The 13,838-nt window shown below is 61.1% G+C and carries 16 protein-coding genes; 7 read left to right on the plus strand and 9 right to left on the minus strand.

The window, feature by feature from the left end; translation table 11 throughout:
• Positions 1 to 5: 5 nt before the first annotated feature.
• The gene (gene aroC / locus L4923_RS15010) at positions 6 to 1,103 is read right to left on the minus strand and encodes a chorismate synthase (RefSeq protein WP_239366402.1); all 1,098 of its coding nucleotides are present in this window, start codon (positions 1,101 to 1,103) and stop codon (positions 6 to 8) included.
• Positions 1,104 to 1,283: 180 nt separating this feature from the next.
• On the opposite strand from aroC, the gene L4923_RS15015 reads away from it, so the two are divergent.
• From L4923_RS15015 to L4923_RS15025, 3 genes are all read left to right on the plus strand, one after another.
• Positions 1,284 to 1,784, plus strand: a complete 501-nt coding sequence (locus L4923_RS15015; protein ID WP_239366405.1) for a MarR family winged helix-turn-helix transcriptional regulator — start codon at positions 1,284 to 1,286, stop codon at positions 1,782 to 1,784.
• Positions 1,765 to 2,481 (plus strand): GNAT family N-acetyltransferase, encoded by a 717-nt coding sequence (locus L4923_RS15020; protein WP_239366408.1) that lies wholly within the window; start codon positions 1,765 to 1,767, stop codon positions 2,479 to 2,481. The genes L4923_RS15015 and L4923_RS15020 overlap by 20 nt, the downstream gene beginning before the upstream one ends.
• 120 nt (positions 2,482 to 2,601) lie before the next feature.
• Positions 2,602 to 2,850 (plus strand): DUF1344 domain-containing protein, encoded by a 249-nt coding sequence (locus tag L4923_RS15025; RefSeq protein WP_239366411.1) that lies wholly within the window; start codon positions 2,602 to 2,604, stop codon positions 2,848 to 2,850.
• A gap of 16 nt (positions 2,851 to 2,866) precedes the next feature.
• Here L4923_RS15025 and L4923_RS15030 read toward each other — a convergent pair whose 3' ends face one another.
• The 5 genes from L4923_RS15030 to L4923_RS15050 form a co-directional block, all read right to left on the minus strand.
• Positions 2,867 to 3,457 carry a histidine phosphatase family protein gene (locus tag L4923_RS15030; RefSeq protein WP_239366415.1) on the minus strand — a complete coding sequence of 197 codons (591 nt, stop codon included), beginning with the start codon at positions 3,455 to 3,457 and terminating at the stop codon, positions 2,867 to 2,869.
• A 49-nt stretch (positions 3,458 to 3,506) separates the two neighbouring features.
• Positions 3,507 to 4,325 (minus strand): enoyl-ACP reductase FabI, encoded by an 819-nt coding sequence (fabI, locus tag L4923_RS15035; protein ID WP_239366418.1) that lies wholly within the window; start codon positions 4,323 to 4,325, stop codon positions 3,507 to 3,509.
• Positions 4,326 to 4,438: 113 nt separating this feature from the next.
• Positions 4,439 to 4,900 carry a GNAT family N-acetyltransferase gene (locus L4923_RS15040; RefSeq protein ID WP_239366421.1) on the minus strand — a complete coding sequence of 154 codons (462 nt, stop codon included), beginning with the start codon at positions 4,898 to 4,900 and terminating at the stop codon, positions 4,439 to 4,441.
• A 109-nt stretch (positions 4,901 to 5,009) separates the two neighbouring features.
• Positions 5,010 to 5,942: a DnaJ C-terminal domain-containing protein gene (locus tag L4923_RS15045; protein WP_239366424.1), complete on the minus strand. Its 933-nt coding sequence runs from the start codon at positions 5,940 to 5,942 to the stop codon at positions 5,010 to 5,012.
• A 94-nt stretch (positions 5,943 to 6,036) separates the two neighbouring features.
• Positions 6,037 to 6,426, minus strand: coding sequence for an RT0821/Lpp0805 family surface protein (locus L4923_RS15050; protein WP_239366427.1), 390 nt, complete (start codon positions 6,424 to 6,426; stop codon positions 6,037 to 6,039).
• A 118-nt stretch (positions 6,427 to 6,544) separates the two neighbouring features.
• Here L4923_RS15050 and pdxH point away from each other — a divergent pair, with 118 nt between their 5' ends.
• Both pdxH and L4923_RS15060 read left to right on the plus strand, forming a co-directional pair.
• A complete protein-coding gene (pdxH, locus tag L4923_RS15055) occupies positions 6,545 to 7,162 on the plus strand; it encodes a pyridoxamine 5'-phosphate oxidase (protein ID WP_239366432.1) in 618 nt (205 codons plus the stop codon).
• Between the two features lie 175 nt (positions 7,163 to 7,337).
• A complete protein-coding gene (locus L4923_RS15060) occupies positions 7,338 to 7,784 on the plus strand; it encodes a BA14K family protein (RefSeq protein ID WP_239366434.1) in 447 nt (148 codons plus the stop codon).
• Between the two features lie 94 nt (positions 7,785 to 7,878).
• On the opposite strand, the gene L4923_RS15065 is transcribed toward L4923_RS15060, so the two are convergent.
• From L4923_RS15065 to L4923_RS15075, 3 genes are all read right to left on the minus strand, one after another.
• Positions 7,879 to 8,634, minus strand: a complete 756-nt coding sequence (locus L4923_RS15065; RefSeq protein ID WP_239366436.1) for a crotonase/enoyl-CoA hydratase family protein — start codon at positions 8,632 to 8,634, stop codon at positions 7,879 to 7,881.
• A gap of 25 nt (positions 8,635 to 8,659) precedes the next feature.
• Positions 8,660 to 10,429, minus strand: coding sequence for an acyl-CoA dehydrogenase family protein (locus L4923_RS15070; RefSeq protein WP_239366438.1), 1,770 nt, complete (start codon positions 10,427 to 10,429; stop codon positions 8,660 to 8,662).
• Between the two features lie 189 nt (positions 10,430 to 10,618).
• Positions 10,619 to 11,632 (minus strand): zinc-dependent alcohol dehydrogenase family protein, encoded by a 1,014-nt coding sequence (locus L4923_RS15075; protein ID WP_239366440.1) that lies wholly within the window; start codon positions 11,630 to 11,632, stop codon positions 10,619 to 10,621.
• A gap of 92 nt (positions 11,633 to 11,724) precedes the next feature.
• On the opposite strand from L4923_RS15075, the gene L4923_RS15080 reads away from it, so the two are divergent.
• Together L4923_RS15080 and L4923_RS15085 are read left to right on the plus strand one after the other, a co-directional pair.
• On the plus strand, positions 11,725 to 12,579 hold the full coding sequence (locus tag L4923_RS15080; RefSeq protein WP_239366442.1) for a LysR family transcriptional regulator: 855 nt from the start codon (positions 11,725 to 11,727) through the stop codon (positions 12,577 to 12,579).
• Between the two features lie 80 nt (positions 12,580 to 12,659).
• On the plus strand, positions 12,660 to 13,838 hold the full coding sequence (locus L4923_RS15085) for a glycoside hydrolase family 25 protein (protein ID WP_239366444.1): 1,179 nt from the start codon (positions 12,660 to 12,662) through the stop codon (positions 13,836 to 13,838).

Below are 13,838 nucleotides of genomic sequence, written 5' to 3' on the forward strand. Positions count from 1 at the left end.
TTCACTCACCTTCCAGTCTGTCCTCGATGGCGCAGGTAATGGTCGGCAATGGCGCAGGCGACCATGGCTTCGCCGATCGGCACGGCGCGGATACCGACACAGGGGTCGTGGCGCCCCTTGGTGACGACATCGACGTCCTTGCCGTCCTGGTCGATAGACTTGCGCGGATTGAGGATCGATGAGGTCGGCTTGACGGCGAAACGCGCGACGATCGGCTGACCGGTCGAAATGCCGCCCAGAATGCCGCCAGCATTGTTGGAAAGGAACACCGGCTTGCCGTCATTGCCCATGCGCATCTCGTCGGCGTTCTGCTCGCCTGTGATCCTGGCGGCTTCGAAGCCGTTGCCGATCTCGACGCCCTTGACGGCGTTGATCGACATGAGGTTCGAAGCAATGTCCTGATCGAGCTTGGCGTAGATCGGCGCGCCGAGCCCTGCCGGCACACCATCGGCAACAATCTCGATCACGGCGCCTACGGACGAACCCGCCTTGCGGATGCCGTCGAGATAGGTCGCGAACACGGATACCGATTGCGGGTCTGGCGTGAAGAACGGGTTCTCGGCGTCACCGATGAAATTCCAGTTCCAATTGGCGCGATCGATTTCCTTCTCACCCATGGCGATCAACGCGCCACGCACTACGAGACCCGGAACGACCTTGCGGGCAAGTGCACCAGCGGCGACGCGTGCCGCTGTCTCACGCGCCGAAGAACGGCCGCCACCACGATGGTCGCGGATGCCGTATTTGACTTCATAGGCATAGTCGGCGTGACCCGGCCGATACTGGCGGGCAATCTCGCCATAATCTTTCGAGCGCTGGTCGACATTCTCGATCAGCATCGACACCGGCGTACCGGTGGTGATCAGGGTTACACCATCCTCGTCCATGACAAAGCCGGAGAGTATCTTGACCTCATCCGGTTCACGGCGCTGCGTGACGAAGCGCGACTGGCCTGGCCTGCGACGGTCGAGCTCCGCCTGGATGTCCTCGCGGGTGAAGCGGATACCAGGCGGGCAGCCATCAACGACACAGCCCAAGGCGGCACCGTGGCTTTCGCCCCAGGTGGTTACCCGGAAAAGATGGCCGAAGGTGTTATGCGACATCGGTAGCTGCCCTCGCGCGGGCCAAACCCGGCATGGCCAGCCTTCTATTAGCGTTTTTCTCGGTGGTCAAACGGCTGGCGCAGGCTCGATCTGTACAACTTTTCAGAAATGTGCCGCCGACTGGACACAAATACATAACTAGTTATATAATGAGTTATGTAAAAGAACTGGAACCATGCGATGGTTGACGATGTCGTTCGAGAACTGGGCTATCTCACGCTCGGCAGCCGCTTCAGGCGGATCGGCGAGCGTCTCCAGTCGGAAGTGCAACAGGTACTGGACGAGTTGGGACTGCCGGTGCAGAGCAGCCAGTTGCCTGCCCTGGCTGCCGTCGATCGACTTGGTCCTCTGACGGTCGGCGAACTGGCAGAGGCCGTGGGCATCACCCAGCCCGGTGCCACACGCCTCATGACGCAGTTGAGCGAAAGCGGACTGGTCGATGTCCGGCAGTCCTCAGAAGACCAGCGACGCCGGCTCATCAGCCTGACGGACAAGGGACGCCAGCTTGTTGAAACCTCGAAACGCGATGTCTGGCCCCGCATCGATACCGCCGTGGCGGAAATCTGCGCCGATCTGACCGGCCCGCTGCTCGAGCAATTGACTGCCATCGAGCACCATCTCGAGGCAACCCCACTTCACCGCCGTATCGCGAGGCAACCCCATGACCAGCCATCCGCTTGATCGCCCTATCTGGAACGCCCTCGCTACGCGCCATGCCCACCTGTCCGAGGGCGGCACGCGGGCAAAATGCTATCAACCATCCGTCGCTGCCTTTGCCGCATCACACGATGACTCCCCTGCCGCTCTGCAGGCACTTGCTGATCTGTCTTTTGACGGACGAAATCTGCTTTTTCTTCAAGCCGATGCCGTCGTCGTGCCACCCGGCATGGTAGCCGTGTCCCACGCGGCCGCGGTGCAGATGACTACGAACCGACCGCTGGAGATCGAACAGGACGAGCGGATCGAACTTCTCGGCCAGTCCGATATCCCTGCGATGCGGGCATTGGCGGAGCTGACCAAACCCGGCCCCTTCACGGCACGGGCGCTCGAACTGGGGGCATTCTGGGGAGTGAAGGAGAATGGCCGGTTGCTCGCCATGGCAGGCGAACGCCTGAAACCGCAAGGTTTCAGCGAGATCAGCGGCGTGTGTTCACATCCCGATGCCCGCGGCCGAGGTCTTGCCAAACGACTGTCGATAGCGGTGGCGGGCCGCATCATCGAGCGTGGCGAACAGCCATTCCTGCACGCCTATGCAACGAACACAGCCGCGATCGCGCTTTACGAATCCATCGGTTTCTCAGTGCGTTCGGTCATGCATGTCGCTGTCTTGCAGCGCGCGCCAACCAATCAAGGAACCGTCTTCGCAGAAGGGTCATAGCTTGTTGTCCACGGCCGGTGACTTAGGTTTGACACATTCGGCTGGTTTCTGTGTGTTTCCGTCGCCGCACACGGCCGCCGCATGGGAACGGCGTACAACAACAAACAATGAGGACCATCAATGCGTACCCTGCTCGGCGCAATTGCCGCCACCATGCTTGTCGTTACCGCCGCTTTCGCGGGCCAGGCCGAAGGCAAGATCAAGAAGGTCGACAAGGAAACGCTGACGCTGACGCTGGACAACGGCAAATCTTACAAGCTGAATGCCGAGATGGACCTGGAAGCCCTTACACCGGGCACAGATATCGTCATTGCCTATGATGTGAGCAATGGCGAAAACGTCATCACGGACATGGAGCTGCCGCAGTAAGGCAAGCGCGACCGCTCTAGATCCATTCCAGACGACGGCCCTGAACCCTCAGAACGCGATCTTGCGGAATTTCCAGCGAAGCCGCTTCATCCTTTGAAGCACCGCTAATCATTCGAAACAGACAGCGTATGACGCCGCCATGCGTGACACAGACCGTGTCGCGCTCCATGGCTTGGAAAACGGGTTGGATGCGCGACAGCAGCTTCTGGTAACTTTCCGCACCGGCGCCGGGTGGCGTGAAATCCCATTTGTCCTCGCCTCGAGCGCGGCTTGCACCCGGGTAGCGAACTTCCAGCTCGGGATAGGTGAAACCTTGCCAGTCGCCGAAGTTGAGTTCGACCAAACGGTCGTCGGTGCGATAGCCTGCCGGGTCAAGCCCCATAGCCGAGCGCATCAACTCCATAGTCTTGCATGTGCGCACCATCGGGCTCGAAACGTAATCGAAGGTACTCTTCGCATCGCCGATCAACCCGGCGAGCTTGCTCCCATTCTCCGACGCTTGCCGCCGGCCGATATCGTTGAGATCGGTATCGGCCTGTCCCTGCAGACGGTGCTCCGCGTTCCAGTCGGTCTGACCGTGGCGCACGACATAAATTAGCGCAGACATGGCGCGCGAAGAACCTCCGCTGGAAGCTGGAAATGCCGGAGAGGAAATCTCAGTCCTTGAGAACCGAGATATCCGGCGCATCGACGGCCTTCATGCCGACGACGTGGTAGCCTGAATCGACATGGTGAACCTCGCCGGTGACACCGCGCGACAGGTCCGACAGGAGATAAAGCCCCGAATCCCCGACCTCTTCCGGCGAGACCGTACGCTTCAGCGGCGCGTTGTATTCGTTCCACTTCAAAATGTAACGGAAATCGCCGATGCCGGAAGCAGCCAGGGTTTTGATCGGACCAGCCGAGATCGCGTTGACGCGGATGCCCTTGGCGCCGAGGTCGACAGCCAGATAGCGCACCGAAGCCTCAAGCGCCGCCTTGGCCACACCCATGACATTGTAGTGCGGCATAACCTTCTCGGCGCCATAATAGGTCAATGTCAGCATCGAACCGCCATTGGTCATCAGCGGCTCGGCGCGCTTGGCGATGGTGGTGAAGGAGAACACCGAGATGTCCATCGTGCGCAGGAAGTTCTCGCGGGTGGTCTCGACATAGCGGCCCGTCAGTTCCTCCTTGTCGGAAAAAGCAATGGCGTGCACCACGAAGTCGATCCGGTCCCACAGCTTGCCGACATTTTCGAACACAGTGTCCAGGCTTTCCGGATCGGTGACGTCACAATGGCCTACGACGTGAGCGCCGAGCTCTTCCGCCAAAGGCTCGACGCGCTTCTTGAAGGCTTCGCCCTGATAGGTCAGCGCAACCTCCGCGCCATGATCTACACAGGCCTTGGCGATGCCGTAGGCGATCGAACGGTTGTTGGCGACGCCCAGGATAAGGCCGCGCTTGCCGGCCATCAGGCCCTGTCCACCCACCATATGAGCGTTCTCCGCATGCTGATCCGCTTTGAATTGCCCTATCGCACAGGCGGTTGATGCCTTCAAGCGATGATGACAGGGCGCAACGCTTTACCGGCTGCGTTTAGCCGGTATCAGAATAGCCGGCGATAGACGACAAAACCCGAGCGTTCGGCGATTTGATCGTAGAGCCGCATCGCCGTCTGATTGGTTTCGTGCGTCTGCCAGTACACCCGGCCCGAACCGAGTTCGCGGGTGCGGTCATAGACTTCCTCGATCAGCGCCTTGCCGATTCCCCTGCCGCGAGCCTCCGGCACCGTGAACAGATCCTGTAGATAGCAGACGGGTTCGATCGCAGTGGTGGAGCGATGGAAAAGATAATGGGTCAGGCCGAGCAAGCGGTCGCCGCTCTCGGCCACCAGTGCATGCACCGGTTCATAGGCGTCAAAGAAACGCGACCATGTCATCTGAGTTATGGCGTTAGGAAGCGCTGTCGGTCCCGAGCGCCCATAAAAGGCGTTGTAGCCTTCCCAGAGCGGCAGCCACCGAACGAAATCCTGTTGAGCAACCGGGCGAATGACAATTTTTGAAGACATTTAAGAATGCCGCTGCTGTGACAACAGCGGCATTGCTACCGGCAAACAGGGTCGGGGCAATGGATCGGCTGCGCCAATTTCTTGGACCAGACTAACCCGGCTCGACGGATCAGCCCTGCTTCTTGACCAGGGCCTCCAGATCGGGATCACCGCCTTCCGGCAGCATGATGCGGACATGGACGTAGAGATCGCCGTGGCCACCTGCCTTTTCCGGCAGGCCGCGACCTTTGATCCGCAAAACCTTGTCGGAACTCGACCAGGCCGGCACAGCGAGCGCAATGCGTCCGGTCGGCGTCTCGACCGCCACCTTGGCGCCGAGAACAGCATCATGCAGCGATACAGGGAGATCGGCATGCAGGTCCCGGCCCTCCACGCGATAGCGCGGGTGGCGGCGGAACCTCACCTTGATCAGCGCATCGCCCGGCTGGCCATAGCCCTGCTCGCCCTGACCCTTGAGGCGGATGGTTTGTCCGTCTTCGACATAGTTCGGCAACTTCACCGCGATCTTGCGGCCATCTGGGAAGATAGCCGTCACCTTTTCGGCGGCCGCTGCTTCTTCGATGGTAATATCGAGTGCCACGTTGAGATCCCCTCCCGTGGGGGCCTGCCTGCGGCGCTCGCCGCCTGCACCACCCATGCCGCCGGGACGTTGCTGGTTGAAGGCGTCACCGAAAATCTGGCTGAAGATGTCGCCTGCACCATCGCCGAACGGACTGCCACCGGAAGAGCGGAATTCGAAATGTGACGCGCCCGGGCCCTGCTGGCGCCGGAAACCGGCAAAGGGGTCGCCGCCCGCGCCCTCGAAGCCCTGAAAGCGTGGTTTGCCATCGGCGTCGATCTCGCCACGGTCAAAGGCCGCGCGCGTCTTCTCATCGCCGAGAATCTCGTACGCCTGATTTGCCGCGGCGAAGCGGTCCTTGGCCTTGGGATCGTTCGGGTTCTGGTCCGGGTGGTGCTTTTTGGCGAGTTTCCGGAACGCCGACTTTATGTCCTTGGACGAAGCGTTCCTGGCAACTCCCAGCACCTCATAGGGGTCGCGCATCAATCCTGCTCGTTAAATGGGTGAATTCAGAGTTGGTTCCTATATGCGCCCTGATAGGAAGAAATTCCAGTGGTCGCGTGCGGATTGGAGAAATTCACAGCGCCTTGAAATCCTGCATCTGCCAAGCGCCGGTGCCGGTCATGCAGATCGAGGCCCTATACATCGCCACGCCGTCATAGCTTTCGCGCGAAACCTCGAACCGCCGGCAGCGTCCGTTAGAGGCATCACCTGTCTCGGCCAGAGCGGTGATGGTGCCGCGCGAACCCGTCTGAGCATTGGCCCAGGGAACACTCTGCCCGGCAAGCCCCTGCAGATCGGCGGAAGATGCGGCGTTGCTGATCGTGGTCTGATCGGAAGCCATGCCGGGATCCGCCGCGTCGGCAGTCGGGGTGGTGGCAACGGATCCAGTTATGATGGAGCGGTCGACCTCGGCTTTTTCCAGGTTGAAGCCGCCAGCGCCGCATCCGGCGAGCAAAAGCAGCAAGCAAGGTGCCGCCGTCCTGAGACAGGACGAAAGGAAAGTGCCCACTGGCCGGCTGTCAAAATGGTGCGCGATGCGCGACAATCGGCAAATTCCTCGGCCAGTTCACATCGGAAAAACTATGAACGAGACAGTCTTAACAACAGGTGACTTTACCGAGAGCGGAGAGCCCTTCCGGCTTTTCGCCGCCTGGCTGGACGACGCCTCGAAATCGGAGCCAAACGACCCCAATGGCGTGGCGCTCGCAACCGTTGATGCCGACGGCATGCCGGATGTCCGCATGGTTCTGCTCAAGGGTTTCGACGAGCATGGATTTGTCTTCTATACGAATTTCGAAAGCGCCAAGGGCCGCGAGATTCTGGCCAACATGAAGGCAGCGATGTGCTTCCACTGGAAGTCGCTGCGCCGCCAGGTGCGCGTGCGCGGACCGGTGGAAATCGTGTCCGACGCAGAAGCCGATGCCTATTACGCATCACGCCCGCGTGGCAGCCGGATCGGCGCCTGGGCTTCGAAGCAATCGCGCCCGCTGGAGAGCCGGTTCGCGCTGGAAAAAGCGGTCGCCGAATATACGGCCCGCTATGCCATCGGCGAAATCCCGCGCCCCAAGCACTGGTCGGGGTTCCGCATCGTGCCGCAGACGATCGAATTCTGGCACGACCGCCCGTTCAGGCTGCACGATCGCATCGTATTCAGCCGCAATGCCGATGGCGGTTGGGAAAAGAGCCGCCTCTATCCATGATAGTCACCCGCATCGACCGAGCATCATTGTGGCGCCCGCAGTCATCGGCAACCTTTATTCTGGGGCTCCGGTTTGTCCTGACATTACAAATATTTAATGCAAACGTTCAGCTTCGGTTCACACCTCGGCTGCGAAGCTCCCCGCATCCGAAGTTTCTAACCAAACGAGGAATGCGATGAAAAAGCTTCTTTCCACACTTTGCGCGGTCGCGACCGTGTTCACCAGCGTCGCCACGTCGGTGACCCCTGGCCAAGCCGCTCCCATGCAGAGGCCGACTGTCGAAACGAATACCGACATCGTACAGGTTCAGAGCCGGCGCGGCTTCTATCGCGACGGCGACCGTTATTACTACAACGGCCACCGCGGTTACCGTTACGCGCGGCCGGGCTGGAAGCGGCACAACGGCGTATGGTTCCCGCCGGCGGCTTTCATTGCCGGCGCCATCATCGGCGGTGCGATCGCCAACCAGGGACGCCCCGTCTATCGCCCAGCCTATCCGGCACGGCTCAGCAACGCGCATGTGCGCTGGTGCTACGACCGCTACCGCTCCTACCGCGTGTCGGACAACACCTTCCAGCCCAACTATGGGCCACGCCAGCAGTGCATCTCGCCGTACCGGTAAGCAGATAACAGGATCTGCCATCAGAACCATCGGCCCGGAATCGGAATCGATTCCGGGCCGATGCTTGATTCAGAGTGTTAGAGGGTCTCTGCGCTCAGCCTGCCTTCTTGCGGTCCATGAAAGCCACGAAAGCGGCGCGAGCCTCGTCTGACTTGAGGCGCTCGCCGAAATGCCGGCCCTCCTCCTCGATCCGTGCAATGATCTCCTCGCGTGAGCCCAGCATCAGATCGCGGGCGATCTTCAAAGCCTGCGGTGGCTTGGCCGCGATCTCGTCGGCCTTGGCAAGCACCGCTGCCTCCAGCGTATCCTCGCCGACGATCGCGTAGATCAGGCCCGATGCTTTGGCACGCTCCGCCGAGAAGCCTTCCCCTAGCCCAAGCAGTGCAAATGCATCCTGGCGGCCGACGATGCGCGGCACGAGCAGGCTGGACGCCGCCTCCGGTACAAGGCCAAGGTCGACAAAGGGAGTGCGGAAGACGGTACGCGGCGTCGCGAAAGTAAGATCGCAATGAAGGTTGAGCGTGGTGCCGATGCCGACGGCAATGCCGTCGACACCCGACAGCAAGGGCTTCTGCGCCCGCGCCAGGGCGAGGAGGAAGTCCCACACTTCCCGGCCACCCTCGCCGCCGGTGGCAACAGCCAGGAAATCGGCAAGATCATTGCCGGCAGAAAATGCGCCGGGGACACCGAAGAATACGGTGGCACGCACCAATGGATCAGCGTCCGCCTCGGCCAAAGCCGCCGCCATCGCTGCATACATGGCGCGGGTCAGCGCGTTCTTCTTGTCGGCTCGGTTCATGCGGATGACCTGAACCGCGCCCAGGCGCTCGACTACGATGTGATCCGTCACGATTGTCTTCCTTCTTGCGAAATGATCAGGCCGAAATCAGCGCCCTGCCGGCTTCCGCCAAGCTTTCAGCACCGCCAAGCACGCGCTCCTTGAGCGTGACGCTCTCGCCCAGCATGTTCTCTGTATAGAAACGGCAGAGCGGTTGGCGCTGCTCGGAAGCGAGCGCGCCGCGGGCGAGATAGGCTCCGCCCGCTGCGAGCGAAATGAGCCTGAGATAGGGTGTGGCACCGGCAAGAGCGGCTGCCTGACCGCCATCGGCCAGGCGCGCCTGCAGGAAATTTGTCGCTTCCGTAAGATCGGCCAGTGCACGATCCAGCAGGTTTGCCGTGCGACCGAAACCGGGACGGTTCGATGCTCGCACGTCGGCGGCCACGGCCTTCAGCTCATCGATATAGCCGTGCACATGCTGGCCGTTGCCCAGCGGCAGCTTGCGCGTGACGAGATCGATCGCCTGGATGCCATTTGTGCCTTCATAGATCGGCGCGATGCGCGCATCGCGATAGTAGGCGGCTGCGCCTGTCTCTTCGATGAACCCCATGCCGCCATGAATCTGCACACCGAGCGACGCCACATCGACGCCGGCATCTGTCGAAAAGGCTTTGGCGAGCGGGGTCAACAGATTGGCACGGTCGCGCCAGTGGCCAGCAGCTTCACCCTCTGAAACATGCGCCATGTCGAGTGCGTGCGCGCAGGAATAGCTGATCGAACGCGCGATCTCGGTCAGCACCTTCATGGTGAGCAGATTGCGCTGCACATCGGGGTGATGAACGATGGGAGCCATGCCGTTGCCGGTATAGCTGGCTGCCTTGCCCTGCCGGCGCTCATTGGCATAGGCAAGCGCCTTCTGATACGCGGCCTCGGCTACCGCCACGCCCTGCATGCCGACTGCGAGGCGGGCATTGTTCATCATGGTGAACATGCAGGCGAGGCCCTTGTTCTCCTCACCGATCAACCAGCCTATGGCGCCGGGCGCAGCACCACCAAAACCATCGCCATAGATCATGGTGCAGGTCGGCGAGGCATGGATGCCGAGCTTGTGTTCGATGCCGGAACAGAACACATCGTTGCGGGGTCCCAGCGAACCGTCGTCATTGACCAGGAACTTCGGCACCAGAAACAGCGAAATGCCGCGGGTACCGGCTGGCGCGTCGGGCAGGCGCGCAAGCACCAGATGCACGATGTTGTCGGTGAAGTCGTGCTCGCCATAGGTGATGAATATCTTCTGGCCGAAAATACGATAGGTGCCGTCTCCTGCGGGCTCGGCGCGCGAGCGCAGGGCAGCCAGATCGGAACCGGCCTGCGGCTCCGTCAGGTTCATCGTGCCCATCCACTCGCCGGAAACCAGCTTGGCGAGGTATTTAGCCTTCAATTCGTCCGACGCATGCTTGTGCAGCGCCTCGACCGCACCCATGGTCAGGGTCGGTCCGATGCCGAAGGCCATGGCCGCCGAATTCCACATTTCGAGTGCCGCGACGCCAAGCATGGTCGGCAGTGCCTGCCCGCCGAACTCCTCAGGCGCGGATAGACCGTTCCAGCCGCCTTCGATCCAACGTCTGTAAAGATCTTTCCAGCCCGCCGGCATGGTCACGGCAGCGTCCTTCAGCACCGCCCCGGTCTCGTCGCCGATCTTATAGAGCGGGGCCACCTCATCGGTGGCGAAACGACCCGCCTCCTCCAGCACGGCATCGACCAGATCCTCGCCGAGTTCGCCGAACGATCCCGCATCGAGAGCTGATTTCAGCCCCGCGACATGCTTCAGCGTAAAGGCGATATCCGCGACCGGTGCCCGATACATGCCGTCTCCTCCTCTGATATCGCGTGATCCTGCCGCGAACCCGTGCTGCACTGCAACAGCGCTGTCACAGCATTCGATCTACTTTTACGTAAACGTCAAACATTGTCACGCGGATTTTGGGAGGTGCGCGGAATGGACGGATAAGCTGCGCGAAGTTGGAGCCCGGGGCTTCGGCTCTTTCGTTGGCCACTATTCGTGCACGAGGGCGACTTTGCCAAAATGTGAGCCGCCTTCCAGGTAGTGAATCGCGGCGGCCACTTCGGTCCACAAGAACGTCCGGTCGATTACCGGCTTCACATCGAGGGTCTCAATCGCACGAACCATCGCCTCGAAGGATTCGCGGGACCCAACGGGAATGCCGCGGACCTGCACCTGCTTCCTGAAGATCTCAAGCGGATTGATCGCTCCATCCTTGCCGCCAAGATAGCCGATGACATTGATCTGCCCGCAGCGCGCAGAGGCTTTCAGAGACTGCTCGAAGCTCTGTGGCCCTCCGACTTCGATGACATGATCGACGCCGCGGCCGTCGGTCAGATCGAGAACCGCCTCGGCCCACTCCGGATTTTGCCGGTAGTTGACGCCGGCGAAAGCGCCCAATGCCACAGCACGGTGCAGTTTCTGATCGCTGCTGGAGGTGACTATGACACGTGCGCCGCTGGCCTTGGCGAAGAGCAAAGCAAAGAGCGCTACGCCGCCTGTCCCCTGGACCAGGACAGTATCACCAGCCTTGACCGCCCCTTCGGTGACAAGCGCGTGCCACGCGGTCACTGCGGCACATGGAAGGGTTGCTGCTTCGACGTCACTGAGGTTTCGCGGAGCCAGCACTGCGGCTTGTTCGTCGAGCAGCGCATAATCGCCAAGCAACCCATCGATCGGACCGCCACGCTGATAGGCCGGTTCCGCCATGCTGAACGCACCGCCAACCCAGCGTTGCCAGAAGGTCGAACAGACGCGGTCCCCAATCTTGAAACGCGTAACCCCCTCTCCTATCGCGACCACCTCGCCAACGCCATCCGACAACGGCACGAGCGGCAAGGAAAAGGCGGTGTGATAGCTGCCTTTGACGATCTCGACGTCGCGATAGTTGAGCGCCGTAGCGCGGACCCGGATCAGGATTTCCTGGCGACGCGGCACCGGTTCGGGCCGATCGATGACATGAAGGTTTCCGATGCCCGGCTTGTCCTGAAGGACAATCACTTTCATGAGCGGTATCTCCGTTGTTGAGACCGCCAAAATGGCCTTGCGGCCAAGAGCCTTCAAATTCATAATAAGCAAAATAATTATGTTAATATTGCATGATTGAGGAACTACGCACTTTCGTTCTGTTTGCCGAGGAAGGCTCCATCCAGAAGGTGGCACGGCGGCTGCCTCTGACGCAGCCTGCCGTCAGCCGTCAGATCCAGAGGCTGGAACTGGCGTTGGGTGCACAGCTTCTCGATCGAAGGCAGAAACCGCCGGCGTTGACACCGACAGGCCTGGAGGTACTGGCGCGAAGCCGCGAGATCCTGGACGGTTTCGCGAGACTGAGAACGATAGCCACCACACAGGAACCCGAAGGCGTATTCCGGCTCGGTGTCGTCAATGGCCTCGCCCATCACAGCCTAGCAAAGCGCATCGCAGCCGTAACTGTCCACTTTCCAAAGGTATCGCTCCGACTGAAATCGGGCTGGAGTGCCGATCTTGCTGAACAGCATCGTCTCGGCCTGCTCGATGCGGCGGTCCTGCTGTCGGACGGGTCACGGTTCTACAATGCGGAGCCTATCGGCGAGGAGGAACTGGTGGCGATCGCCTCGCCGAAACTGATCGCGAAGGAAGTCCAAGGAGAAAGCGGCTGGGTGTTGAGCCCCGAGCCATGCGACGCGCGTCGCCGTCTTGCAGGGAGACTGGCCGAACAAGGCCAACCCTTGATCGTTGCAGCCGAGATCGAGGATGCCGGCCTGCAACTGGGAATGGTGCAGCAAGGATTGGGCTTCGGCTTGTTTCCCAAGCGTCTTCTCGACCGGACAAGACCGGAAGATATCAAACAAGTCGATATAAAAGGCGGCCCCCTGAAGCTCGATATCCTGATGCTGCGCTCACCGCATCTCGGCGCGATGGCCAGGATGGCGGATGACGTCGCCAGCGAAATCCGCGCGTTTGTAGCCGACTGAGATGCCGGGCCATGGCCAACAAGGTGTGACAACCGTTCATTAACCATAGCGGTTCAGGATCGACCGTTAATGAGCGGGGTATGCCCTTGAACGGCCGCACGCGAAAGTTTCATCGCACGACAGCGCTGGCAGCGGCCCTGGCGGCAGCGATCGGCGCGGCCCAGGCGTCGGACTTTTCCGAGCCATGGAAAAGAGACGACCGGGCACTCGTCATCGACGCCTACGAATACAATCCCATCGATTGGAATGCGCTTGCGTCCGACAAACGCATCGTCGGCTTCATCAACAAGGCTTCGGATGGAATGCCTCCGCCTTATTCCTGCAGCGGCAGCGAAACCGAACAGCGGTTGTGCAAGGCGCTCTGGAAGCGCCACGCCGTGGCGCGCGAGCTGTTCCAGACACGCAAGGTGGTGGCAAAGGCACTGGGGCTGGAATGGGGTGCCTATCATCTCGCCCGCCCGGGTAATCCTGTTGAACAGGCCGATAATTTCATCGATTTCGCCGAGCCGGGCCCCGACGACCTGCTTGCTCTCGACATCGAAGACAACGACCCCGAGAAATGGATGTCGCTGGAAGATGCGGAAGAATTCGTACGACAGGTTCATCGTCGCGTCGGCCGCTTTCCGATCCTCTACACCAATGAGGTGACGGCCAGCCACATCGCGACCAACCGCTACCGCTACCGCCTGCTATCCCGGCTGCCGCTCTGGTACGCGCGTTACAAGCCGGAAGTGAGCGCCAGTTTCCCGAAAGGCCATTGGAGCGGTTACGCGCTCTGGCAATTCGCAGCCCAGGCCAATTGCGGGCGCCTCTCTTGCCCCTATCGCGCCGCTGGAACACCCAATGACATCGACGTCAATGTCGCGCCGATGGATGCCGCCGAATTGCGCAGCCAATGGCCGTTCGGCGCCCTCATCGATGTGCCGGTCGATTATCTGGCGAGCGTGCCGTTGCCGCTGTCGCGGGAGGCCGGCATGCGCGGAGAACGCGTCACCTACGCGGCGGTCGCGGCGCCACCCACGTTCGATGAATTGGGGGCTGCCCTGAAAGCGCGTTGGATTGCGTTGCGCAACGCCTTCCGCCGTCCGCCTCTCCTGGTCGCCCAACAGATGCACGGCATTGCCGACTATGTCGCTGTTGTCAGGCGGAGAACGCAGGCCGTGCTCGTTTCGCAGGGCACGCCTCCGGGCGGCATCGACCCAATCGCAACAGGATCGATCAAGCCTGCCGAAGCCGCCGCCACACAGACGGGGCCCTGA

It is taken from the genome of Terribium retamae (genome assembly GCF_022347545.1).
GTDB classification, from domain to species: domain Bacteria; phylum Pseudomonadota; class Alphaproteobacteria; order Rhizobiales; family Rhizobiaceae; genus Mesorhizobium; species Mesorhizobium retamae.

Coding starts and splice junctions, on each gene's coding strand:
- aroC (WP_239366402.1), bottom strand. CDS start 1,103: ATGTCGCATAACACCTTCGGCCATCTTTTCCGGGTAACCACCTGGGGC.
- L4923_RS15015 (WP_239366405.1), top strand. CDS start 1,284: ATGGTTGACGATGTCGTTCGAGAACTGGGCTATCTCACGCTCGGCAGC.
- L4923_RS15020 (WP_239366408.1), top strand. CDS start 1,765: ATGACCAGCCATCCGCTTGATCGCCCTATCTGGAACGCCCTCGCTACG.
- L4923_RS15025 (WP_239366411.1), top strand. CDS start 2,602: ATGCGTACCCTGCTCGGCGCAATTGCCGCCACCATGCTTGTCGTTACC.
- L4923_RS15030 (WP_239366415.1), bottom strand. CDS start 3,457: ATGTCTGCGCTAATTTATGTCGTGCGCCACGGTCAGACCGACTGGAAC.
- fabI (WP_239366418.1), bottom strand. CDS start 4,325: ATGGTGGGTGGACAGGGCCTGATGGCCGGCAAGCGCGGCCTTATCCTG.
- L4923_RS15040 (WP_239366421.1), bottom strand. CDS start 4,900: ATGTCTTCAAAAATTGTCATTCGCCCGGTTGCTCAACAGGATTTCGTT.
- L4923_RS15045 (WP_239366424.1), bottom strand. CDS start 5,942: ATGCGCGACCCCTATGAGGTGCTGGGAGTTGCCAGGAACGCTTCGTCC.
- pdxH (WP_239366432.1), top strand. CDS start 6,545: ATGAACGAGACAGTCTTAACAACAGGTGACTTTACCGAGAGCGGAGAG.
- L4923_RS15060 (WP_239366434.1), top strand. CDS start 7,338: ATGAAAAAGCTTCTTTCCACACTTTGCGCGGTCGCGACCGTGTTCACC.
- L4923_RS15070 (WP_239366438.1), bottom strand. CDS start 10,429: ATGTATCGGGCACCGGTCGCGGATATCGCCTTTACGCTGAAGCATGTC.
- L4923_RS15075 (WP_239366440.1), bottom strand. CDS start 11,632: ATGAAAGTGATTGTCCTTCAGGACAAGCCGGGCATCGGAAACCTTCAT.
- L4923_RS15080 (WP_239366442.1), top strand. CDS start 11,725: ATGATTGAGGAACTACGCACTTTCGTTCTGTTTGCCGAGGAAGGCTCC.
- L4923_RS15085 (WP_239366444.1), top strand. CDS start 12,660: ATGCCCTTGAACGGCCGCACGCGAAAGTTTCATCGCACGACAGCGCTG.